Source organism: Roseobacter sp. SK209-2-6 (assembly GCF_000169455.1).
Lineage (GTDB): Bacteria > Pseudomonadota > Alphaproteobacteria > Rhodobacterales > Rhodobacteraceae > Pseudophaeobacter.
In genome coordinates, this window is sequence record NZ_AAYC01000010.1 from 102,720 (window position 1) to 125,856 (window position 23,137).

General features: G+C 60.1%; 22 protein-coding genes. 16 read left to right on the forward strand and 6 right to left on the reverse strand.

The genetic code is table 11. The features are described from left to right. The 6 genes from narI to RSK20926_RS15440 all read left to right on the forward strand — a co-directional run bounded on the left by narI (position 1) and on the right by RSK20926_RS15440 (position 6,825). On the forward strand, positions 1 to 732 hold the full coding sequence (gene narI / locus RSK20926_RS15415) for a respiratory nitrate reductase subunit gamma (protein ID WP_008208094.1): 732 nt from the start codon (positions 1 to 3) through the stop codon (positions 730 to 732). 15 nt (positions 733 to 747) lie between these two features. Beyond that, the gene (locus RSK20926_RS15420) at positions 748 to 1,545 is read left to right on the forward strand and encodes a peptidylprolyl isomerase (RefSeq protein WP_008208095.1); all 798 of its coding nucleotides are present in this window, start codon (positions 748 to 750) and stop codon (positions 1,543 to 1,545) included. A gap of 25 nt (positions 1,546 to 1,570) precedes the next feature. Next, positions 1,571 to 2,155 carry a hemerythrin domain-containing protein gene (locus RSK20926_RS15425; protein WP_008208096.1) on the forward strand — a complete coding sequence of 195 codons (585 nt, stop codon included), beginning with the start codon at positions 1,571 to 1,573 and terminating at the stop codon, positions 2,153 to 2,155. Between the two features lie 74 nt (positions 2,156 to 2,229). Further along, positions 2,230 to 3,513: a molybdopterin molybdotransferase MoeA gene (locus RSK20926_RS15430; RefSeq protein ID WP_157133144.1), complete on the forward strand. Its 1,284-nt coding sequence runs from the start codon at positions 2,230 to 2,232 to the stop codon at positions 3,511 to 3,513. Positions 3,514 to 3,523: 10 nt separating this feature from the next. After that, on the forward strand, positions 3,524 to 4,045 hold the full coding sequence (locus RSK20926_RS15435; RefSeq protein WP_037255332.1) for a DUF2478 domain-containing protein: 522 nt from the start codon (positions 3,524 to 3,526) through the stop codon (positions 4,043 to 4,045). Between the two features lie 284 nt (positions 4,046 to 4,329). After that, entirely contained in the window at positions 4,330 to 6,825 is a 2,496-nt protein-coding gene (locus RSK20926_RS15440; protein ID WP_008208101.1) for an ATP-binding protein, read from the forward strand. 34 nt (positions 6,826 to 6,859) lie between these two features. On the opposite strand, the gene RSK20926_RS15445 is transcribed toward RSK20926_RS15440, so the two are convergent. Genes RSK20926_RS15445 through thiC form a run of 6 tightly spaced genes read right to left on the reverse strand, consistent with a single transcriptional unit; the run spans position 6,860 to position 11,907 of the window. Next, a complete protein-coding gene (locus RSK20926_RS15445) occupies positions 6,860 to 7,579 on the reverse strand; it encodes a hydroxymethylpyrimidine/phosphomethylpyrimidine kinase (protein WP_037255333.1) in 720 nt (239 codons plus the stop codon). Then, entirely contained in the window at positions 7,576 to 8,181 is a 606-nt protein-coding gene (locus RSK20926_RS15450; protein WP_008208103.1) for a thiamine phosphate synthase, read from the reverse strand. The genes RSK20926_RS15445 and RSK20926_RS15450 overlap by 4 nt, the downstream gene beginning before the upstream one ends. Next, positions 8,181 to 8,948 (reverse strand): thiazole synthase, encoded by a 768-nt coding sequence (locus RSK20926_RS15455; RefSeq protein WP_008208104.1) that lies wholly within the window; start codon positions 8,946 to 8,948, stop codon positions 8,181 to 8,183. The genes RSK20926_RS15450 and RSK20926_RS15455 overlap by 1 nt, the downstream gene beginning before the upstream one ends. A gap of 4 nt (positions 8,949 to 8,952) precedes the next feature. Next, positions 8,953 to 9,150: a sulfur carrier protein ThiS gene (gene thiS, locus RSK20926_RS15460; protein ID WP_008208105.1), complete on the reverse strand. Its 198-nt coding sequence runs from the start codon at positions 9,148 to 9,150 to the stop codon at positions 8,953 to 8,955. Then, positions 9,119 to 10,087, reverse strand: coding sequence for an FAD-dependent oxidoreductase (locus RSK20926_RS15465; RefSeq protein WP_008208106.1), 969 nt, complete (start codon positions 10,085 to 10,087; stop codon positions 9,119 to 9,121). The genes thiS and RSK20926_RS15465 overlap by 32 nt, the downstream gene beginning before the upstream one ends. Then, on the reverse strand, positions 10,084 to 11,907 hold the full coding sequence (gene thiC / locus RSK20926_RS15470) for a phosphomethylpyrimidine synthase ThiC (RefSeq protein WP_008208107.1): 1,824 nt from the start codon (positions 11,905 to 11,907) through the stop codon (positions 10,084 to 10,086). Before thiC ends, RSK20926_RS15465 begins: the two co-directional genes overlap by 4 nt. A gap of 448 nt (positions 11,908 to 12,355) precedes the next feature. Between thiC and bioB the strand changes: the two genes are divergently transcribed. The 10 genes from bioB to RSK20926_RS15520 all read left to right on the forward strand — a co-directional run bounded on the left by bioB (position 12,356) and on the right by RSK20926_RS15520 (position 23,050). Further along, positions 12,356 to 13,336: a biotin synthase BioB gene (bioB, locus tag RSK20926_RS15475; RefSeq protein ID WP_008208108.1), complete on the forward strand. Its 981-nt coding sequence runs from the start codon at positions 12,356 to 12,358 to the stop codon at positions 13,334 to 13,336. Next, positions 13,336 to 14,472: an 8-amino-7-oxononanoate synthase gene (locus RSK20926_RS15480; RefSeq protein ID WP_008208110.1), complete on the forward strand. Its 1,137-nt coding sequence runs from the start codon at positions 13,336 to 13,338 to the stop codon at positions 14,470 to 14,472. Before bioB ends, RSK20926_RS15480 begins: the two co-directional genes overlap by 1 nt. Beyond that, the gene (bioD, locus tag RSK20926_RS15485; RefSeq protein ID WP_008208113.1) at positions 14,469 to 15,173 is read left to right on the forward strand and encodes a dethiobiotin synthase; all 705 of its coding nucleotides are present in this window, start codon (positions 14,469 to 14,471) and stop codon (positions 15,171 to 15,173) included. The genes RSK20926_RS15480 and bioD overlap by 4 nt, the downstream gene beginning before the upstream one ends. Next, on the forward strand, positions 15,170 to 16,468 hold the full coding sequence (bioA, locus tag RSK20926_RS15490; RefSeq protein WP_008208114.1) for an adenosylmethionine--8-amino-7-oxononanoate transaminase: 1,299 nt from the start codon (positions 15,170 to 15,172) through the stop codon (positions 16,466 to 16,468). The genes bioD and bioA overlap by 4 nt, the downstream gene beginning before the upstream one ends. A gap of 3 nt (positions 16,469 to 16,471) precedes the next feature. Then, the gene (locus RSK20926_RS15495) at positions 16,472 to 17,164 is read left to right on the forward strand and encodes a pimeloyl-ACP methyl esterase BioG family protein (protein ID WP_008208115.1); all 693 of its coding nucleotides are present in this window, start codon (positions 16,472 to 16,474) and stop codon (positions 17,162 to 17,164) included. Further along, a complete protein-coding gene (locus tag RSK20926_RS15500; protein ID WP_008208116.1) occupies positions 17,161 to 17,955 on the forward strand; it encodes a methyltransferase domain-containing protein in 795 nt (264 codons plus the stop codon). Before RSK20926_RS15495 ends, RSK20926_RS15500 begins: the two co-directional genes overlap by 4 nt. 393 nt (positions 17,956 to 18,348) lie before the next feature. After that, complete coding sequence (locus tag RSK20926_RS15505; RefSeq protein ID WP_157133145.1) at positions 18,349 to 19,308, forward strand: ABC transporter substrate-binding protein; 960 nt, start codon at positions 18,349 to 18,351, stop codon at positions 19,306 to 19,308. Positions 19,309 to 19,319: 11 nt separating this feature from the next. After that, on the forward strand, positions 19,320 to 20,375 hold the full coding sequence (locus tag RSK20926_RS15510) for a quaternary amine ABC transporter ATP-binding protein (protein ID WP_008208118.1): 1,056 nt from the start codon (positions 19,320 to 19,322) through the stop codon (positions 20,373 to 20,375). Next, complete coding sequence (locus tag RSK20926_RS15515; RefSeq protein WP_008208119.1) at positions 20,375 to 22,414, forward strand: ABC transporter permease; 2,040 nt, start codon at positions 20,375 to 20,377, stop codon at positions 22,412 to 22,414. Before RSK20926_RS15510 ends, RSK20926_RS15515 begins: the two co-directional genes overlap by 1 nt. A gap of 117 nt (positions 22,415 to 22,531) precedes the next feature. Then, entirely contained in the window at positions 22,532 to 23,050 is a 519-nt protein-coding gene (locus RSK20926_RS15520; protein WP_008208120.1) for a DUF2478 domain-containing protein, read from the forward strand. The last annotated feature ends 87 nt before the right edge of the window (positions 23,051 to 23,137 follow it).

Genomic DNA, 23,137 nt, shown 5'->3' on the forward strand with positions numbered 1-23,137 from the left:
ATGCATAATTTCCTATTCGGTATCTACCCCTACATTGCCCTGGCCATTGGCATCATGGGTTCCATCGCCCGCTACGAGAGAGATCCTTTCACCTGGAAGACCTCCTCGAGCCAGCTGTTGCGCCGCAAGCAGCTGGTCATCGGCTCCTCGCTGTTCCACGTGGGCGTGCTGGTGATCTTTGTTGGTCACTTTGTGGGTCTCTTGACCCCGATCTGGGTCTTTGACGCCCTGGGCATCGGCCATGGCTTCAAGCAGGTTGGCGCGGTTGTTGTGGGCGGTATCGCCGGTATCATGGCGCTGGTGGGCGGCGGCATGCTGTTCCATCGCCGCTGGACCGACCCGCGCATCCGCAACAACTCCAGCTTTGCCGATATCGCCATTCTGGTGCTCCTGCTGGTGCAGCTGGTGCTGGGCCTGCTGACCATCTTTGCCTCGCTGGGTCATCTGGACGGCCATGAGATGGTCAAGTTCATGTCCTGGGCGCAGGGGATCTTCACCTTTGACGGTGCGGCTGCCTCCTACATCTCCGATGTGGCCTTGGTCTTCAAACTGCACCTCTTCCTGGGTCTGACCATCATTCTGGTCTTCCCCTTCACCCGCCTGGTTCACATGCTTTCGGTTCCGGTGCGCTACTTCACCCGTCCTGGCTATCAGGTGGTGCGTTCGCGCCGCAGCGAAGCCCTGCCACAGCGTGCAGGTCCGGTTGCTCCCGGCCGTTCCGCCAGCAAATAAACCAGAGGTATCAAAATGAATTCCGCCCTGTTCCCCGAGCTCGTCGTCAATGGTGAAACCGTCCCGCATACAGAGATTGCAGCGGAGACGCAGAACCAGGAAGCGCCTGCGGGCAAGCCCGGCATCGCCTGGCGCAAGGCCGCCAATGCGGTGGCCATCCGGACCCTTCTGTTGCAGGAGGCCCGGCGCCAGAAGATCGAGGCCGACCCACATGAGGTCGAACCAGGGCGGTTTGAAACCGACGAGGAGGCCCTGATCCGGGGCCTTCTCGAAACCGAAGTTGACGTGAAATCGCCAACGGATGACGAGATCAAGGCAGAATGGGCGCGCGATCCCGCCCGCTTCCGTTCCGCCCCCCTATGGGAGGTTTCCCATATCCTTTGCGCCTGTGATCCGCGCGATGAGGAAGGGCGTGAAAAAGCCCTGAAGAAGGCTCAGTTTCTGACCGCGACGCTGCTGGCCAAACCCAGCATCTTTGCCTCCTTGGCTAAAAAGGAAAGTGATTGCGGGTCCAAAGAGGCGGGCGGCTCTCTGGGGCAGCTGCGCCCAGGCGATTCCGTTCCGGAATTTGAACAGGTTCTGTTTGACCTTGAACAAGGTCAGATCACTGCAGAACCCGTACTCTCCCGTCATGGATACCACATTGTACGCATGGATGCCCTGGCCGAAGGCCAGGAACTGCCTTTTGAGGCCGCCAAACGCAGCATCATGCTGGCCATGGAGAAGGCTGCCTGGACGCGCGCGGCGCAGGCCTATGTACAGAAACTCATCGAAGGTGCCGAAATCTCCGGTGCCGATTTCAAACCGATCTGACATGAGAGGGGGGAGGTTTCGAAATATGACACCTCAAGTCAGCCAGAACCGCCAGGTTGGCACCTGCCTTCCCCCAACTGATTTTGCGCTCTTGGCTGACCCTTTGGGGTTTATCGCTGAGGATCATCTGCGAGAGCGCGAAATCTGCGCGTTACTGGACCGGATTGCGGCCTGTGCAAGAGCAGAGGGCAGCGCCGCGCCGGATGCTCAGGATCTCGATCGGGCCCTGGCCTTTTTGCAGAAAGAACTTCCACTTCACCTCGCGGATGAGGAAGAGGATCTCTTCCCGCTGATGCGGCGTTGCTGCGAAGCCGAAGATGAGATTGGGCGCGTCATTGAAAGATTGCTGAGCGATCACCATCACGCCTTGGCTGACACGCCTGAGGTGATCGAGGTGCTCAATCTACTTTGGGATCGCGCCCCTTTGGAAGCCGAAGCGCAGCTTATCTCGCGCTATGCCTCCCATGCGCGGCGACACCTCATTCTGGAAAATGCGGTCATCCTGCCAATTGCCCGGCTTCGCCTGCGGGCAGATGACCTTGATAGTCTGCGCCTGCGAATGATGCAGCGTCGGGGTCTTTCTAGCCTGGCGGAGCTGGATAATGCGTAGGGGCGATCTGCAAGTACCTGATAGGCGCGATGACCCGCCTGTGCAGTGCCACTCAAATGAGCGGAGCCTATAGGATGACCTATCTGGACAAAATTCAGGGACCGGGCTGCGGCTGTGAAGCCTACGACCAGGGCAAAAAGCTGGTCTCAATTGATCAGGCCTTTCAGGCGATCAACCAAACGGTTTCAGCGGTAAAGGAAGAAGAGATCCTGCCCCTGGCGAAAGCCCATGGCAGGGTGTTGTCCCAGCCGGTCCTGGCCCGCGGCATGACCCCTCCGTTTGATAACTCGGCCATGGATGGCTACGCCGTGCGCGCAGCTGATTTCCAAGGCGAAGGCCCCTGGCATATGCCGGTGGTGGGCCGTATCACCGCAGGCAGCACATTGGATCCGGAGATAGCACTACAGGGGGCTGCAGTTCGCATCTTTACCGGTGCCCCGGTGCCGGCCTCTTGCGACGCTGTCATCATGCAGGAAGCGGTGGAGCGAGAGGGCGACACCATAACCCTGCGCAGCAGGCCCACCCCTGGAAGCCATATTCGCAAAGCCGGAGAAGATATGCGCACAGGCGCGGAGATCTTGCCCGTCGGGACATTGCTTGGCGCTCGTGAAATCGCAGCCTGCGCCGCGGCAGGCCAGGGTGAGGTTTCGGTGACACGCAAGATACGTGTGGCCTTTGTGAGCAGCGGAGATGAGTTGAAGCAGCCTGGCACCGACCTGACAGGATCAGAGATTTGGGACGCCAATCTGCCAATGATACAGGCCTCTTTGCCTGAGCTTGCGCAACTTGACATCAAGGTATCAGGTGCCCGCGATGACGAAGGCAGCCTAGAGGCCAAGCTCAGCGACTACCTTGCTCAGGCTGATCTGGTCATCACCACCGGAGGCATCTCTGTCGGAGAGGCGGATCTGGTGAAGCCGACCATGCAGGCGCTGGGTGTCGCAGAGATTTTTAGCGGGGTGGCGATCAAACCGGGTAAGCCGGTTTCACTGGGCAGGCTGGATCAGGCGGTCTGGCTGGGACTGCCGGGCAACCCGCTTTCAGCCTATGTGACCTGGACGCTCTTTGGACGTGATCTCTTGGCGCGGCTGAGCGGTCAAAGCACTGTCAAATCCAAGCGCCGCCATGTTGTGCTGGCCGAGGAGGTGCAGCACCGGCCTGGTCGCTGTGAGCTACGCCCTGTGCGGCTCAGCGGATTTGACGGGCAGGGACGGGAAATCGCCTCCACAGAGCGCGCGACCCATAGCGCAAGGCTCTCTGGAATTTCCGAAGCAGAGGGTCTGATTTTTATCCCCGGAGATTGCGAAATGATCGCTGCCGGGGGGCTGGCCGAGTTTCTTCCGTTTGACGAATACTGAGGGAAAAAAAGTGCAGATAGCATATACAATGGCCCCGGGCCGTGGTGACACCGATCAAATCCTGTACCAGCTTGCCTCTCGTCTAATGACGGCCGGGGTGGAGCCCTGCGGGACCGTACAGATCAACACCGATCGAACGGATGGGGGGAAATGCGATATGGATGTTCAGGTGCTTCCTGATGGTCCAACTATTCGAATTTCTCAAAACCTCGGCAAGAGTGCCAGAGGCTGCCGGTTGAACCCTGATGCGCTGGAGCAGTCAGTCTCCCTGACGGAAACGGCCCTGCACAAGGGGGCGGATCTGTTGATCGTGAACAAATTTGGCAAGCATGAGGCCGAAGGCCGGGGTTTTCGTTCATTGATCGGGGATGCGTTGAGCCAAGGTATTCCTGTGCTCGTTGGATTGAATGATCTGAACCGCGACGCTTTCTTCGAATTCGTGGGGGGCGAGGGGTACGAAATTGCCCCCAATGTTGACCTTTTGGAAGCCTGGGTGTTGGACCACTGCAAGCTTTTGGGTACTGCAGCCTAGGGGCGCGCGGACGAAACTTGAAAATTGGCTTTTCTTGTCGGCTCCACTTTGCCGGGTTGAGTGGTTGAAGCAGCCGATAAAACCGGTGCTCCAACAAAGATGCCTTTGAAATATACCTACATTTGTGAGAGTTCTTCTGTGAAACGGTCCGCGACAGAGGCTCTGTGGGGGTCGCCCTTGCTGGGGTGAGAAATTAAGCAAATTGGAACTCTATTGAGGTACAGTACGGGTGGCATGAAGCAGATCTTGGTTGAAAATTTGGTGACGGTTCGGTGAATGGCCTTATGCGACTGAAAAAATACAACTATTTTCAGCGGGTCTATTTGCCGTTTGTGATCGCTTCGGTGGTGATGCTGGTTGGAGCAGTCTACTCTGAGCGGCAGAATTCGATCATCCACACTCAGGACCTGCGAAATTCAATCCGCAATCAGCTTGCAGGATATCAAGCTAGCCTCGAAGGTGCGCTAAACGCGGATATTCAACTGGTTCAGGGACTTGTGGCGGTCATGTCGACAGAACCTGACCTCAACCAAGAGCGATTTGAGCAGCTTGGTGAGATGGTGATTGGCAGCCACAGTGGGATCAGTCACCTGGCGGCTGCACCGGATTTGGTGATTTCCTTGATTTACCCGATCAAAGGCAATGAGCGTGCCTTGGGATTGGACTACAATAAGAATGACGCGCAACGTCGCGCTGCTTACAAGGTGCGCGATAGTGGCCAGATGGTTCTGGCCGGGCCGGTAAATCTGGTTCAAGGAGGTTCGGCATTCATAGGGCGTTTCCCGGTATTTATTGGCACCGGGGATGACAGGCGGTTCTGGGGTATCCTTTCATCTGTTATGCATGCGGACAAGCTATTTGCCGCGCATGGGCTTACTGATCCTGATCTAGACATCGAGATCGCGCTTGTTGGTCGTGATAGTATGGGGCCGCAAGGAGAGCAGTTCTTTGGTGAAACTGCTATTTTTGAAGATGATCCGGTTGTTTTGGATATCTCGCTACCCTCCGGGTCTTGGCTGATCGCTGCTCGTCCCAAAGGTGGTTGGCAAGCCCGGGCCGCAAATCCTTGGCCTTGGCGGTTGGTTATGCTTGTTGCCGGCACGCTGGTCTTGATACCGTTTTTCGCGGCTGGCCGACTTTCTGCCGCGCGCAAGGACATTATCAAGACCTTGATGCGCCGCGAAAGACAGTTGGAAACACTTTCTCGGCGGTTGGAAGTGGCGGTCGAAGTCTCCAAAATTGGCATTTGGGAATATGATGTAAAAACTCAGGAAGTGATCTGGGATCAGCTTTTGCGCGAGATCTATGGCTTGGAGCGACAAGAGCCGATCTCTCTTGATATCTGGAAAGGGTTTATCCACCCCGAGGACCGTGATGAGGCAGTAAAAACGCTAATGCGGGCCGCAGAAGAAGGCGGATACCACACTTCCGAGTATCGAATTCTGCAGTCTGATGGCAATCAGCGTCACATTCGGACCATGGGGACGACTTTCAAAGATGGCGCGGGCGGCATGCGCATGATCGGGGTGAACCTGGATGTCACCCGGGATGTTCACCTGCGTGAAAAATTGATCGAGGCGAACCACGCCCTGATGCAGCGAAACAATGAGCTTGAGGAAGCCCGCATTGCCGCTGAGCGTGCGGATCGCGCCAAAACGGAATTCCTGGCAAACATGAGCCATGAAATTCGCACCCCGATGAATGGGATCATCGGGATGGCCGATCTGATGAGTGAATCCAATTTGGGGGAAGGAGAGCGGCAGTATCTTGATACAATCCGGGACTCCTCCCATGCGCTTCTCAAGATTATCAATGACATCTTGGATCTGTCCCGCATGGAAGCAGGTAAGCTGGCGATCAGTCCGGTCGATTTTGACCTGCAGAGATGTATCAGTGGGGCGGTAAACCTGTTGCGGCCGCGGGCCCGGGAAAAGGGGCTCTGGCTGTCTCTGAGCTTTGAAGAGGGGCTGCCGGGATTGATGCGGGGCGACGATGGTCGCATTCGCCAAGTTTTGGTGAATCTCGTCGGCAATGCTGTCAAATTTACCCATAGCGGTGGGGTCGACATCCGGGTGAGCAAAGTTGCCGGGGATCCCTATCATTTGCAGATAGAAGTTGAAGACACCGGTATTGGCATCAAGCCTGAACAGGCTGCCCATATCTTTGATCGCTTTTCACAAGCGGATGCGGCGATCACGCGGTCCTTTGGCGGGACAGGGCTGGGCCTGACGATATCCAGCATCCTTGCGAGCAGAATGGGTGGGGGTATTACACTCTGCGAGGACAAGCAGGATGGCGCCTGCTTTACCCTGCAGCTGCGGCTGGAGCCAGCAGAGGGCGTGGTTCAGTTGGAGGAACCGGAACAACTCCCGGATATTGATCGCCTGGATGGAGTCAGAATCCTTTTGGCGGAGGATAACAAGACCAACCGCCTCTTGGTGCGCAAGTACCTGGCCGGGATAAAGTGTGAACTCAGCGAAGCGGAAAACGGACGCGAAGCGATCGCCCTATGTCAAGACATGCTGCCGGATATCATTCTGATGGATATGTCTATGCCCGAAATCGATGGGCTGGCTGCAACGCGCGAAATCCGCTCCATGAACCTCGTGCAGCCGATCATCGTGGCCCTGACCGCAAATGCCTTTGATTCCGACCGGGAGGCTTGCCTGGCAGCCGGGATGGACTATTTTTTACAAAAGCCGATTAACAAAACCGTTTTGTTGCAAACGCTTGCTATGTTGCGTGCCAGCCAATTGGAACAGAAGCAAGCGCTGGGCTAAAGATCGGGCACCCGGCCAGAAGCAGGTGGTGCGACTACGAGCAGAGCCATTTATGGACATCTGCTTTGGCCCTGCGACAGGCCTCCACCAGGGATGCCCCTTGCGCTAGTGAACAGGCAATTGCGGTTGCCAGGCTACATCCTGTTCCACGTTTGCTATGCGGTAGTCTCAGAGCGTCGAACTGATGATGATCTGTCCCGACCCAGAGGTGGTCGACGCAGCTTTCCCCTTGGTCATGCCCTCCCTTGATCAGCACAGCCTTTGGACCCAGCGACAGCAGGGCCTCTGCGAGGGGGCGATGGTCCAGTCTTTCGCCACTCGCGCCGCCACCAGATAGAAGGTGACTCTCCGGTAGATTGGGGGTGAGCAAGGAAACCCGTTGCAAAAGAGGGGTGAGTGTCTCCTTTGTCATTAACCTCTTGCCAGAGGTGCTTTTTAGCACTGGATCCAGGACTATAGGCATGTTCGCCGGCAGGTGTTTGCAAAGCAGATCCGCGGCAGCTGGGCTACCGATCATGCCGATCTTGATGGCCTTTGGTTTGGGGCTTGCCGGGTCTAGGGCAGCCAAGAGTTGTACTTCAATGATCTTGGCGGGGACTGGATGGATTTCCTGCACGTTTGCGTTGGTCTGCGCGGTCACTGCCGTCACGACAGGGGACAAGCTGCAGCCAAGTTTGGCAGCCATGGCCGTGTCTCTCGTCAGCCCCGCACCACCACTGGAATCGGTACCGCCAATTGCCAGTATATGGCTCATGCGCTTTCTAACTCCCTGCAGGCCTTGGCCCACATGCGGGTCTGAGCCTCTGGGTCGTCGGCCAGTTGGATGTCTGTGACAACGGCGGCGCTGTCAGCCCCGGCGTCAAAGACGCCTTGCAGTCGCTCCGGGGTCAGGCCTCCGATGGCGACCAGAGGCGTTTTACCGGCGATCTCTTTCCAGCGGGTCACACGCTCCAGCCCCTGGGCCCCCCATTTCATTTTCTTCAGCAAGGTTGGGTAGACCGGCCCCAGGGCAACATAGGCCGGATCATGGGAGAGCGCGCGTTCCAACTCTGCTTCGTCATGGGTCGACAGGCCAAAACGGATACCCCTGCGACGCAGGGCCGGGAAATCCGCCACCTCCATGTCCTCCTGGCCCAGGTGGACAAAATTGCAGTTCAGATCCAGCGCGGCCTGCCAGTAGTCGTTGACCACCAGTTGCGCATCATGAACGGCGCAGAAGTCGCGGGCGCGGGCGATCTGGCGGCGCACTTCCGCATCGGGCTCATCCTTGATGCGCAGTTGCACCAGCTTTGCCCCCTGCGGCACCAAGAGTTCAAGACGGCCAACATGGCCAACAATCAAGTAAAAGCGTTCCATTATGTCAACTCCGCAAGGCCGAGAACGGGCGTGGAAGGGACCGCCATATCACGACGTGGCATCGGTTCTGCCCGGAACCCGGTGCGACCGGCCTTGATTGCCTGCGCCATGGCTGCGGCCATGCTGACAGGATCGCCGGCCTTGGCCACGGCGGTGTTCAACAGCACTGCATCCATGCCAAGCTCCATTGCCAGAGCCGCATCCGAGGGGCGGCCGATCCCGGCGTCCACAATCAGTGGCACATCGGGAAAATGTGCCCGCATGGCGCGCAGCCCATCCGGGTTGCGTAGCCCCTGACCGGATCCAATTGGCGCCCCCCAGGGCATCAGCAATTCGCAGCCCGCCTCCAAGAGCTTTTCTCCGACCACCAGGTCCTCGGTGGTATAGGGAAAGACCTGAAATCCTTCATTGCAGAGGATCCGCGCGGCCTCCACCAGTCCAAAGACATCTGGCTGCAGGCTGTCGGAATGGCCGATCACCTCGAGCTTGATCCAGGGCGTGTCGAACAGCTCACGTGCCATATGGGCGGTGGTCACCGCCTCCTGCACCGAGTGGCATCCGGCAGTATTGGGCAGGATACGGCAGCCGCTCTCCTGCAAACCTTGCCAGAACCCGGCACCGCTCCCGGCGGCCGCTTCCCGGCGCAGCGAAACCGTGATGATCTCAGTGCCGCAGGCCCTGATCGCCGCATTCAACACGGCCGGGGAAGGGTACTGCGCTGTTCCCAGCAGCAAACGGGACGCAATTTCAATGCCATAGAGCTGCATTTCCTCACCCTCCCTGCATCGGGGAGAGCACCTCGACGCGGTCGCCCTCTGTTAACTTTTGGTCAATACGTTTCGCGCGCGAAACAAATTCACCGTTGAGGGCGGTGGCTATGGCCGGGCTGGTGTAGCCCAATTCCGCGAGAGCATCGGCCAGGGTCGCGCCAATGACCTCATGCGGTTCGGCGTTCACGATGATCTGCATCGGATGTCTCCTGAAAGAATTGCTGGGCCAATTGCCGGGCCAGGGCAGGGGCGGCCAGATAGCCGTGCCGGTATAGGCCGTTCACATGGGTTGTCTCACCCTGCAGGACCAGGCGCGGGATATTGTCAGCGAAGGCCGGACGCAGACCTGCACCGGTTTCCACCAGGCTGGCCTCTCCCAGGCCTGGGTGCAGGGCAAAGGCGGCGCCGAGGAGTTCCAGCGCCGAACGTACCGTGATGGGCCGCCACGAAGAGCTCTCGATCATGGTGGCGCCGATCATGTAGAGGCCCTGACCACGCGGCACCAGATAGACAGGTATGCGCGGGTGCAGGAAGCGGATGGTACGCGTGACCTCGACATCCGGCGCATCGATGAGGGCCATCTCTCCACGGACCGGGCGCAATCCCTGAAGGCCTGAGGCCATGCCGCGGCAATCCACATCAACCCGGTCCGGTGCTGGGGTGCCGTAGAGGATCTCCACCCCCAGCGCCTGCACCGCCTTGATCAGGTCCAGCATTGCCTGACGTGGGTCGAGATGGGCCTCCTCCTCAAAGAACAGCGCCTGCCCGTAGCGGCCAGCAAGGGCAGGTTCCAGTTCTGCGATTTCAGCCGCGCTGACGATCCTGTGGTTCTGCGTGCGGCGGGCAAAACGTGTCAGCTCTGCCCGATCGCGCGGCGGTGCTACCACCAGGGTGCCGCGTGTTTCGACCTTGGTGAATTGCTGCCACCAGGCCTTGGCGCCCACCCCCAGGCGGACCACTTCCGGCTCGGCTGTTTCTGCCTCGCACCAGGGGGCAAGCATGCCCCCCGCCAGCCAGGAGCAGCTGTTGTCGGAAGGGTCTTCGCCTTGCTCATAGATGGTTACGCGGGCACCGCGACTTGCCAACTCATAAGCGCTGGCAAGCCCGGCGACACCGGCACCTGCGATGGTGATCATTCCGCTGGTTCCGCCTTGGTATCCGCCGCCGGAACATAGAGCTCGCCACCCTCGCGGAACTTGGCCGCCATGGCCTCATAGCCCTCTTTCTGGGCCTCGGCACGGATGTCATGACTGATCCGCATGGAGCAGAACTTAGGTCCGCACATGGAACAGAAATGCGCGGTCTTATGCGCCTCCTTGGGTAGGGTCTGGTCGTGGTAATCCCGCGCGGTTTCGGGATCCAGCGCCAGGTTGAACTGGTCTTCCCAGCGGAATTCAAACCGCGCACGGGAGATCGCATCATCGCGCCGCTGCGCCCCCGGCAGACCCTTGGCCAAATCGGCGGCATGGGCGGCGATCTTATAGGTGATCACGCCCACCTTGACGTCATCGCGGTCCGGCAAGCCCAGGTGTTCCTTGGGCGTCACATAGCAGAGCATGGCACAGCCGAACCAGCCGATCATCGCGGCACCAATGCCAGAGGTGATGTGGTCATAGCCGGGTGCGATATCGGTGGTCAGCGGCCCAAGCGTGTAGAAGGGCGCCTCGTGGCAGCACTCCAACTGCTTGTCCATGTTCTCCTTGATCTTGTGCATTGCCACATGGCCGGGCCCCTCGATCATCACCTGGCAATCTTTGGCCCAGGCGATCTTGGTCAGCTCACCCAGGGTCTCCAGCTCGGCAAATTGCGCCTCGTCATTGGCGTCGGCGATGGAGCCGGGGCGCAACCCGTCGCCCAAGGAGAAGGAGACGTCATATTTGCGGCAGATGTCGCAGATCTCGTCAAAGTGCTCGTAAAGGAAGCTCTCCTTGTGGTGATGCAGGCACCATTGCGCCATGATCGAACCACCGCGTGAGACGATGCCGGTCACCCGGTTCACCGTCATCGGCACCATATGCAGGCGCACGCCGGCATGGATGGTGAAGTAATCCACGCCCTGTTCCGCCTGTTCAATCAGGGTGTCGCGGAAGACCTCCCAGGTCAGATCCTCGGCAATGCCGTTCACCTTTTCCAGCGCCTGGTACATCGGCACGGTTCCGATGGGCACAGGGGAGTTGCGGATGATCCATTCGCGGGTGTTGTGGATGTTGCGCCCTGTCGACAGGTCCATCACCGTATCCGCTCCCCAGCGGATCGCCCAGACCAGCTTATCCACTTCCTCTTCCATCGAGGAGGTCACCGCAGAGGTGCCCATATTGGCGTTGATCTTGACCAGGAAATTGCGGCCGATGATCATCGGTTCAATCTCTGGATGGTTGATATTGGCCGGGATGATGGCGCGGCCGGCGGCAATCTCGGAGCGAACAAATTCAGGGGTCACATAGTCGGGGATATTGGCGCCCCAATCGTGGCCGTCGCGGTGGCAGGGAGAGAGTTCGCGCAGCTGGTTTTCGCGGATGGCGACGAATTCCATCTCTGGCGTGATAATGCCTGCACGGGCATAGGCCAATTGGGTTGGGGCGGCATCGCCTTTGCCGCGCAGGGGCGCGGGTTTCACCGGGAACTCCGGCGTCAGGCGGTCGCCTTTGACAAAGCCATTGTCTGCATCGGTGATCTCGCGGCCCTGGTATTCTTCGACATCGCCGCGGGCCCGGATCCATTCGGCGCGCAAGCCAGGTAGGCCCTGGCGGATATCGGTGACGTGATCCGGATCGGTATAGGGGCCAGAGCTGTCATAGACCGGCAGGGGTGCCTCACCCGCCGTGGGGTGGGTGGAGATTTCGCGCATCGGCACGCGGATGCTGTCATGCAGCCCTCCGGGAACGTAGATTTTGCGGGATGCGGGCAGGGCGCCGGTGGTGACCGCTGGGGCCGGGGCGGGGCTGGCTTTGTTCATTTTGGTGCTCCTCGAGCCAAACTCAAAAAAGTCACCAGATGAGGTTTGGCTGGGAAGGCAGGGAGAAGGCGATAGACCCCCTCTGTTCGGTCGCGCGGTCAAGGGCGGATTGGGCCATTGGCAGCGCGTCCTAGCTTCCTACGCCAGTGTCAACTGGGTCAGGTTCAAAGGGTCGCGTCGCCGGGTGGATTGCTCCGCCCTGTCAGCCTCTCAGTCCCCTCGGTGGGACTCCCCTGCGTGGCTATAGGCTTAGGGGGAGTGGGGCGGAGAGGTCAATAGGAATTTTAGTAGATTATTTTAAATAAGCAAAAACAAATGGATAGCTTGTTAAAGGCGCGAATTGCCGCGTTGCAACATTAGTGCTTGGTTGGCGATGCTAAATTATCTATAAAAGTCAAAACCGGGCGCCTTGTGCCGGGATTCACGGATTTGAGCATCAGGAGAGACCATGCTGGACGCTGCACCCATTCGGAGTGATTGGACCCGCGAAGAAGCGGAGGAGATCTACAACCAGCCCTTTATGGATCTGCTGTTTCAAGCACAGAGCGTGCACCGCCAGCACTATGATCCCAATCAGGTGCAGAAATCCAAACTTCTCAGCATCAAGACCGGCGGCTGCGCCGAGGACTGTGCCTATTGCTCGCAATCGGCCCGCAATGGCGCCAAGCTTTCGGCCAGCAAGCTGATCGAAGTGGAGCGTGTCATTGCTGAGGCCCGCAAGGCCAAGGAAGGCGGCGCGACTCGCTACTGCATGGGCGCGGCCTGGCGCTCGCCCAAGGAACGCGACATGCCTGCATTGGAAGCCATGGTCGAGGGCGTCAAGGCGCTGGGCATGGAAACCTGCATGACCCTCGGCATGCTGGAAGAGGATCAGGTCTTCCGTCTGCGCGACGCGGGCCTCGACTACTACAACCACAATATCGACACCTCCGAGCGCTATTACAAAGAGATCATCACCACCCGCACCTTTGCGGACCGGATCGATACGCTGAACAAGGTGCGTGAAGCGGGCATCAAGGTCTGCTCTGGCGGCATCGTTGGTATGGGGGAGCAGCAGCTGGACCGCATCGATATGATGCTGGCGCTGGCCACTCTGGACGTGCACCCCGATTCCGTGCCTGTGAACATGCTGATCCCGATCGCCGACACGCCGCTGGCGGATGTGGCAAAACTCGACCCGATCGAATTTGTCCGCACCGTTGCGCTGGCGCGCATTCTGATGCCCAAGAGCCACGTGCGCCTCTCTGCCGGTCGCACCGATATGTCGGATGAGCTGCAGGCCATGTGTTTCTTTGCCGGCGCCAACTCGATCTTTGTCGGTGATACACTGCTGACCGCAGACAATCCTGAAGAGGACAAGGATCAGGTGCTTTTTGACAAGCTCGGGATCACCGCCATGGCGGTTGGCTGTGACGGTAGCCACGGTTAATGTCCGAGTTTCCGCGGCATCAGGCCTCGCTCGAGGCGCTCCGCAAACGCGGGCGTTATCGGGCTCTGGCGCCGCGAGCCGGGCATGACTTTGCCTCCAATGACTATCTGGGCCTTGCCAGTGGCGACCTCCTGAAGGCCGCCGCGATTGAGGCAATCGCCCGCGGCGTTCCCGTCGGGGCCGGCGGTTCGCGGCTCTTGCGCGGCAATGACAGCGAACATGAGCTGTTGGAGCGCGAGGCGGCGGAGTTCTTTGGGACCGAGGCCGCGCTATTCATGGGTGGCGGTTTCAACGCAAATCAGGCGATCTTTTCTTCTTTGCCGCAGCAGGGCGACCTGGTGCTGCATGACGCCTTGATCCACGCCAGCGCCCATGACGGCATGCGGCTGGGGCGCGCTGAAAACCGCAGCTTTGCCCATAACGATGTCGCAGAGGCCGCGGCACAGATTACGGCCTGGCGCAGTGTCGGCGGCACTGGCCGGGTCTGGATCGCGGTGGAGGCCATCTATTCCATGGATGGCGATATCGCCCCCATCGCCGAACTGGCGGCCCTTGCCCAGGCGGAGGATGCCGTGTTGGTGGTGGATGAGGCCCATGCCACCGGTCTGTTTGGTGATCAGGGGCGGGGGCTGGCGCATGAAATTGCCTCTCGTACCAATGTGATATCCCTGCATACCTGCGGCAAGGCGCTGGGTGTGTCCGGGGCTTTGATCTGCGGGGCTGAGGTCCTGATCGAGACCCTGATCAATCGCGCACGCGGCTTTATCTTTGCCACAGCTCCTTCGCCATTGAATGCAGCATTGGTGCGCGCTGCGCTAAAAGACCTGGCCAGCAACCCCGCGCGCCGCGCACAGGCCTGGGAGCGGGTCGATCTGGCCCATGCTGAGGCCAAGCGCCTCTGCGGGCTGGAAGGATTTTCCAGTCAAATCCTGCCGGTCATCATCGGCGAAGACCCCCTCTGCATGGAGGTGGCGTCGGCGCTACAGGGGCTGGGCTACGATATTCGCGGGGTTCGCCCACCGACCGTACCGCGTGGTACCGCGCGGCTGCGGATTTCAGTCACCGGCCGTCTGGAGCATGCCGTGGTGACGGAGATGTTTGAAAACCTGGCGCGGGAACTGGAGGTTCTGGCATGAGTGCTATTGTGGTTGCGGGCACCGATACTGGTATTGGCAAAACCGTTTTCAGCGCAGGGCTGGTGCAGGCACTGGGCGGGACTTATTGGAAGCCAGTGCAATCCGGTATCGAGGACGAGACAGACAGCCAGATCGTCACCCGTCTGTCCGGGCGTCCGGCCTTGCCTGAGGGTTGCATCTTCAGTTTGCCAGCCTCGCCGCATCTTTCGGCAGAGGCGGAAGGGGCAGAGATCGACCCTGACACATTGAACCTGCCAGAGGTCGAAAATGTTCTGGTGGCTGAAGGGGCGGGGGGGCTCATGGTGCCTTTGAACCGCAAAACCCTCTATCTTGATCTTTTTGCCCGTTGGGGTGCGCCGGTGGTGCTTTGCGCCCGTACCCAACTGGGCACCATCAATCATACCCTGTTGTCGCTAAAGGCGCTGCGGGATGCGGGTTGTCCGGTGGTTGGTGTGGCCTTTATCGGCGATGCAGAGCCAGAGGTGGAGGAAACCATCAGCCAGTTTGGCAAGGTGGCACATTTGGGACGGTTGCCGATGATTGACGAGTTGAGGGCTGTACCCGACCTCGGGGGGGAGCGAAGCGCTCTCCAGGGGGGGAGGTCGGACGCGGACCGGTCTACCGGCCTGGCCAGAACGGTGCTGAAAGAAACCTTCGCCAAACACATCAACCTCGATCTGATCAAGGAGGCGCTGGCATGAGCGCGGCAGACCTCACCCAGCTGGAATTCGATCAGCAGCACCTCTGGCATCCCTATACCAATGTGGTGAAACCCGGCCCGACCTTTGTTGTGAAGGAGAGCGAAGGCGTGCATATCACCCTGGAGGATGGCACCCGGCTGATTGATGCCATGTCCTCCTGGTGGTGCATGATGCATGGGCACCGGAACCCTGCAATCACCAAGGCGATCCACGACCAGCTGGATCGGCTGCCGCATGTGATGTTCGGCGGGCTCACCCATGATCCGGCCATCGATCTGGGGCGCAAACTGCTGGAGATCACGCCGGAAAGTCTGACGCGGATCTTTTACTGCGATTCAGGCTCAGTCTCGGTCGAAGTCGCGATGAAAATGGCGGTGCAGTACCAGCACGCCATGGGCTTTGAGGGCCGCAGCCAGTTCGCCACCGTGCGCTCTGGATACCATGGCGACACCTGGAAAGCGATGAGCGTCTGTGATCCTGACACTGGCATGCACCACCTGTTTCAGGGGGCATTGAGCGTGCAGCATTTTGTCTCCCGCCCGCCGGTCACCATCGATCAGGAATGGATTGACGACCCGGCCAGAAACGGTCTGGCGGAGCTGCGTCAGGTGCTGGAAGGCAGTGCCAAAAAGATCGCTGGTTTCATCCTGGAGCCCGTGGTCCAGGGCACCGGCGGCATGTACTTCTATCACCCGGAATACCTCAATCAGGCGCGTGCGCTTTGCGATGAGCTGGGCATCCTCTTGATCTTTGACGAGATCGCCACCGGGTTCGGACGTACTGGTGCACTTTTTGCCACGGATTTCTGCACTGTTGAACCTGACATTATTTGCCTCGGCAAGGGCCTCACCGGTGGGCATATCTCTTTTGCCTGCACTATGACCAATGACCTGGTGGCAGAAGGTGTTGGCGGGGGAAACCCCGGCATCTTCATGCATGGGCCGACCTATATGGCCAACCCGCTGGCCTGTGCCGCGGCCAAGGCCTCACTGGATCTGCTGACCGGCCAGGACTGGCAGGGCAGGGTGGCTGCGATAAGCGAGCAGATGCAGGCAGAGCTGGCCCCGGCACGCGATCTGCCCAATGTCGCTGATGTGCGCATTCTGGGTGCCATTGGCGTCATCGAGATGAAGCATCAGGTTTCAGCCGATGAGGCCCATGCCCGCGCCCATGAGATGGGCGTCTTCCTGCGTCCCTTTGGCAAGAATATCTATACCATGCCGCCCTTTATCACTTCTCCGGATCAGCTGAGCGAGATCACCGCAGGCATGCTGCGGCTGGCGCGGGAGCTGTAAACGATGGAGTTCCGCTGGATCAAATCAGGGCAGCGCCAGACCTTGGGGAGGAGCGGAGCGCCTTCCCAGGGGGAAGGTCAGGTGCTGCCCGGGCTGCCGTCCGGACGGAACCCAGAAGCGATCGTGGTCTTTGGCGGCTGGGCCGTCGGGCCGGAGGTGTTCCAGCGCCTCACCGGCGCGCAGGATGTGATCTTTGCCAGTGACTACCGCGATCTGGAGGCAGAGCTGCCGGACCTGACGGGTTACGAAAGGGTAAGCCTCCTTGCCTGGTCCTTCGGGGTATCGGCCTATGCTCATTGGCAGCAGGGGCGCAAAGACCCCTTTCACCGCAAAGTCGCGGTGAACGGCAGCCTGACACCGGTCAGCCGCACAAGGGGCGTCCCGCCCGTCGCCATGGCCAAGACCACGGAAACCCTGAGCCAGAGCGCCTATCAGCTGTTCCTTGCGCGAGTCTTCGGCGCGGGCCGGCCGGAGACTGTGATCGATGTTGAGGCGCGGCGTGCAGAACTGCAGGCAGTGGCCCGGCGCGGCGATGCGCCAGTGGTGGACTTCGACAAGATCTGGATCAGCCGCAGTGACAAGATCTTCCCTGCCGCCAATCTGAACCGCGCCTGGGCCGGGAGCAATGTACAGGAAATCGACGCGCCCCATGCACCCTTTGACCGCTTCTCTAGCTGGGAGGAACTGCTGTCATGAAGGATCAGATCTCCGCACCGCTGGATCAGTCCCGCCTGCGACAGAGCTTCTGCCGGGGGCTTGAGACCTATCATCAGCATGCCGAGGTCCAGGCGCTGATCGCGCAGGAGCTGGTGCAGCTGATGCAGCAGCACGGCGTGCCGCAGGCCCTGGGCAAGACCCTGGAGTTCGGCTGCGGCACCGGCCATCTGACCGCATCGCTGTCGCGCAGCTTTGATCCCGGCGCGCTGCTGCTCAATGATCTGGTGCCCGAAAGCGAAGCGCCGCTCCGGCAACTGCTGCAGCAAGCAGGACGCGCGGCTGAGTTCCGCTCCGGCGCCATCGAGACGCTGCCGCTGCCGGCGGATCTGGATCTCATTGCTTCGGCCTCAACCGTGCAATGGATTGAGGACCTCCCCGGTCTGCTCGCAAGGCTCGCTCAGCATCTGGCACCGGGCGGATGGCTGGCGCTCAGCGGTTTTGGCCGTGGGCAGTTCCGTGAATTGCAGGCGCTGGGCTCCGCCGCTGCCGCGCCAAGCTATTTTGACCGTGACGAATGGCCGGGCCTCTTGCCCGCCGGGCTGGAGATTGCGGTACTTCGCCAGCGCCCGGTTCCCTTGTTCTTCAACAGCGGTCTCGAGGTGCTGCGGCACCTGCGCAAGACTGGTGTGAACGGGCAGGCAGGTAAGCGCTGGTCCCGCAGTGACCTTGCGGAGTTTGACCGCGAATACCGCCGCCGCTTTGCCGTAGAAGGAGGCTTGCCGCTGACCTATGATGCGGTCTGGGTGCTGCTGCGCAAGCTGCCTGCCTGACAGGGCCGCGCTGATTGCCTTGGCCGGGAGCAACTGAGGTGACAGCCCTTTCATGATGGGGCCCGCATGACAGGTTCCGGAGCAGGCCGCCGGGCCGGGTGAATCACCTGCGGGCCTCCCGGAAATCTTGGATATCGGGCCAAGAATTTGAATGACTAATCAAGAAATACTGCTATAAGTGACGCATCTGGCTGCTAAGGGGTCGTAAATTGCTTGAGCGGTGCCGGGATCTGAGGCCACACTTGGCAGCACAATGCCAAATGGCCAGCGGTCCGCAAGTTGTAAGCAAGACCCTGCAGGCCGTTTGCCGAAGACCGGGGCCGCACATCGGCCCTTGATAATCTGCTCTGCCGGGCATGACCTCAGCAGGGCCAATTGACAGGGAAATCAATGATGAAACTTGCGACTTTCACATCCGTATTGGGCGCGGCCTCCTTGGCGGCCGGGGTGGCTGGCGCCGCAGATTTGGGGGCTGTGGACAAGCCGATCAAACTGGCGGTCAACGAATGGACCGGCCAGCATGTGACCACGCATATTGCCGGCGAAATGCTGAAAGCGGCGGGCTACAACGTTGAATATGTCACCGCCGGCATGATGAACCAGTTCCAGGCGATTGCAGACGGTGAAATCCACGCCACGCTGGAGATCTGGTCCTCCAACGTCTCAGACGAATATGCCAACAAGATTTCCGAAGGCACCATCGTGGAGCTGGGCGATCTCGAGCTCGACGCCAAGGAAGGCATCGCCTACCCGGCCCATGTTGCGGAGCTCTGCCCCGGCCTGCCAGCCTGGGAAGCGCTGAAAAACTGCGCGCCCCTCTTTGCGTCGGCTGAGACCCTGCCCGCAGGCCGTCTGGTCGACTACCCAGCGGATTGGGGCACGCCGGGTGCGGATCGGATGACCGGGTTGGAACTGCCCTTCAAAGCGGTGCCTGCGGGTTCCGAGGGTGCCCTGATTGCAGAGCTGCGCGCCTCCACTGAGCGCAAGACGCCGCTGCTGGTCACATTCTGGCAGCCCCATTGGGCGATGTCCGCTTATGATGTGAAATTCGTGGATCTGCCCGTGGGTGAGGACGCCTGTTTCAACGATCCGGCCTGGGGCCCCAACCCCAATGCGGTCAACGACTGCGACTTTGCGCCCTCGCGCATTTTCAAGGCCGCCTGGTCCGGTACTGCCGAAACCTGGCCCGCAGCCTTTGAGATCCTGACCAACTACACCCTGGCGGTGGAGCATCAGCAGCCGATGATGGGTGCGATCGACGTGGACGGCGGCTCTGTCGAAGAGGTTGTCGCTGCTTGGATGGCCGCCAATGAAGACAGCTGGCGCCCTGTCGTCGACGCTGCCACTAAGTGAGCCGCACAGCCATGAGCGGCTCTGACACGCCTGCCATCTCCTGCCAGAATGTCTGGCAGGTTTTCGGCAACAACGCAGACAGCGCTTTGAAAGAAGCGCTGTCCCGCCATCAGGACCCGGAAGAGGCCGCAAAGGAATTGCGCGCCAAGGGGCTGATCCCGGCGGTTCAAGACGCAAATTTCGAGGTCAAAGAGGGTGAGCTCTTTGTCATCATGGGGCTCTCGGGCTCTGGTAAATCCACTCTGATCCGTTGCATTTCACACCTGCTGCATGCCACAGGCGGCGAGATCCGGATCGAGGGCGAAGACATCGTTTCCGCCAGCAAGGCGCGGCTCATTGAGTTGCGGCGCAAGACGCTGGGCATGGTGTTCCAGCATTTCGGCCTGTTCCCGCATATGACGGTGCTGGACAATGTGGCCTATCCCCTACGGGTGCAGGGGGTGAAAAAGAAAGAGCGTCAGGCCAAGGCGCGTGAAGTGATCGAGCTGGTTGGCCTTGCGGGGCGTGAGGATCACTACCCGCGTGAACTCTCTGGAGGGCAGCGTCAGCGTGTCGGCATTGCCCGCTCGCTGGTGACCGATTGTTCCGTCTGGTTCCTGGATGAGCCTTTCTCGGCGCTGGATCCGTTGATCCGCCGCCAGCTGCAGGATGAGTTCCTGGATATCCAGGCCAAGCTGAAGACAACCATCGTCTTTATCACCCATGACATCAATGAGGCGCTGAAACTGGCGGACCGCATTGCCATCATGCGCGATGGCAAGATTGTTCAGATTGGCACCCCGGCGGACATCGTGCTGAACCCGGTCGATGACTACGTGCGCGAGTTCTCAAAAGATGTGGCCAAGGGGCGTCATGCCAATGTGGCCTCGGTGATGCAGGATGCAGCCCATAACCCCTATGGCGCAGATGATCCGGGCCTGCGCCAGGATATGACCCTGGATGCGGCCTTGGCGCGCTGCATGGACCTTTACGACCCTGTGCCAGTACGAGATGGTGCCGGTGAACTGGTCGGCGTGGTCAATCCCGCGGATCTGGCTGCGGCCCTCCAGGTGGAAGGTGCAGAATAATGATCGGCGGTCTGACGAGGGGCAGTCTGGCGGCTCTGATCGCGCTGGCTGTTGGCATCCTGTGCCTGTTGCTGGAGAGCGGGGCACCCTGGCTGACGGTCTTTCCAAAAAATTGGGTTCTGCCTGCGACTGATATCGTGGGGGAGGGCACCAAGACGCTGCTTTTATGGCTGAAACCTGCCGCGCGTCTGTTCTCTACCCTGATGAGCTATCCTATGACGGGGGCAAACTGGCTGTTGGCCTCTATCCCCTGGCCCTTCTTGATTGCCTCTGCCGTGGCGCTGGGCTGGCGTTTGGGCGGTGTGAAGATGGCTGCGATGGCGGCGATTGGTCTGGGGCTGGTTCTGCTCTCTGGCTATTGGCCCGAGGGTATGAACACCCTGGCCTTAGTGGCGGTTTCCGTCCCACTTGCCCTGGTTGCCGGTGCTGCGATTGGCATCCTCGCCAATGAATACCCCCGGGTGCGAGAGCCGGTGCAGGCGCTCTTGGATATCATGCAAACGGTGCCGACCTTTGCCTATCTCACACCTTTGCTGGTGCTTTTTGGCTTTGGCCCTGTGGTGGGGCTGATTGCCTCTGCGATCTATGCCGCCCCGCCGATGGCGCGCAATGTGCTTTTGGGACTGCAGCGGGTGGAAGCCGAAGTGAAAGAGGCAGCTGTCATGTCCGGGGGAACCCGTATGCAGCAGCTCTTCCAGGTAGAATTGCCCGCCGCGCGCCTGCAGATCATGGTTGGCGTCAACCAATGTCTGATGGCAGCGCTTTCGATGGTGATCATCGCCGCCGTAATCGGTGGTTTTCAGGACATCGGCTGGGAGGTTCTGTTGACCATGCGCAAGGCCCAGTTTGGCGCGGCGATGATGGCGGGCATGGTGATCGTGATCTTTGCCATCCTCATCGACCGGATGAGCGGCACGCTGGCCGAGGACCGCCGTCAGTTCTGGGATGGGCGCATCTCTATCGGGATCCTGATTGTGGGACTGGTCATAAGCCTCAGCTTCCTCAGCACCATGGGCGATCCCGGTAGCTATCAGGTTCTGGACCCGGTGGCCGACTGGCTGGATGCCTGGCTCACCAGTTTCACCACCGCCAATGCCGCCCTGCTGACCGCGCTGAAAAACGGTATCCTCTTCTATGTGCTGCTGCCACTGCGGATCGGGCTAGATCAGGCCATTCTGCCCTTTACCTGGGGGTTTCAGTGGACCACGGGCATGAGCCTGGGCTTCTTTGCGGTGTCGGGCGTTCTGGCCGCCACTCTTGCCCTCTCCGGGCGGCTGACGCAGGGGCTGGTGCTCCTGATCCTGGCGGGCATTCTGGAGACCGGCGTGTCACAACTGCCCTGGCCCTTTGTGCTGGCTGCGGTTGGTGCGCTTTCCTGGGTTGCGGGCGGACGCAGGCTGATGCTGCTGAGCGTGGTTCTGTTGTCGACCATCCTGTTTTCAGGCCTTTGGGAGCGGGCACTGCTGTCGCTTTACCTCTCTGGTGCAGCGGTCTTTGCCTGCGCGCTGCTGGGCGGGGCCATTGGCCTGATCTCAGCGGTGTCGCCCCTGGCCTGGCGCGTGGTGCGGCCGATCTGCGACATGCTGCAGACCATCCCGCTCTTTGTCTTCCTGATCCCGGTTCTGATGGTGTTTCAGATCGGTGAATTCTCTGCCTTCCTGGCGATCATCGCCTATGCCATCGTGCCGATGATCCGCTACACGCGGCAGGGGCTGATCGACACACCGGATGAGATGATGGAGGGGGCGATTGCCTCGGGTGCCACCACCTGGCAGATCCTCAAGGATGTGCGCGCACCCTATGCGGCGCCGACAATCCTTCTGGGGCTCAACCAGACCATCCTCTATGCCTTTGCCATGCTGGTGATCGCGGCTTTGATCGGTACCACCGGGCTGGGTCAGTCGATCTATCTGGCGCTGGGGCAGGCGGATGTTGGCCTGGGGATCTCTGCGGGGGCGGCCATGGCCATTCTGGCGCTGATTTCCGATCGCATCGTGCAGGGCTTTGCGGAAGAGCGCAAAAAGGCTCTGGGCCTCTGACATACTATTCCATGTCGCGGGAGAGACCTGCGGCATGGCCCCCTCTGGCGTCCCGGGGAAATTGCCTATAGCAATGAGGCGCAAATCCAAAATCAGAGCAGAGTTGAGGGTAGCGCGATGCAATTGGCCTATGTCATGACAGAAACCCGTGGAGCGACAGACAGGCTTTTGACCAGCCTTGCGGAGGCTCTGGAGGCCAAAGGCCTGCGCACCGCCGGAATCGTGCAAAGCAACACGGAATGCAGTGATCAAGAGCTCTGCGATATGGATGTTCGGGTTCTTCCTGCGGGAGAGACCATTCGTATTTCCCAATCTCTGGGCGCGGGCGCGCGGGGGTGCAGGCTGAACCCCGAAGCATTGGAGCGCGCGGTTGGCCTTGTCACGGCACGCCTGCAGGAAGAGCCCAAGCCGCAGATCCTGATCGTCAACAAGTTTGGCAAACACGAAGCGGATGGACGTGGAATGCGCCCCGTCATAGGAGAGGCCATGGCGCTGGGCATTCCGGTAATATCTGGCGTGAACCGAATGAATGTAGAGCCCTTCAAGTCTTTCTCGGAGGGTATGGCCGAAGCAGCGCCAACGGAGCTGGAGGCGCTTGTCGCCTGGGCGGAAGCCGCGATGCAGGCTGCGGGTTAGGCAGGCGATAGAAAAGGGGGAGCAACTCCGCCTCTATGGGACATCGCCCCAGTCTTGCCGAAATCGCCCTGCTACCCAATGCAGCAC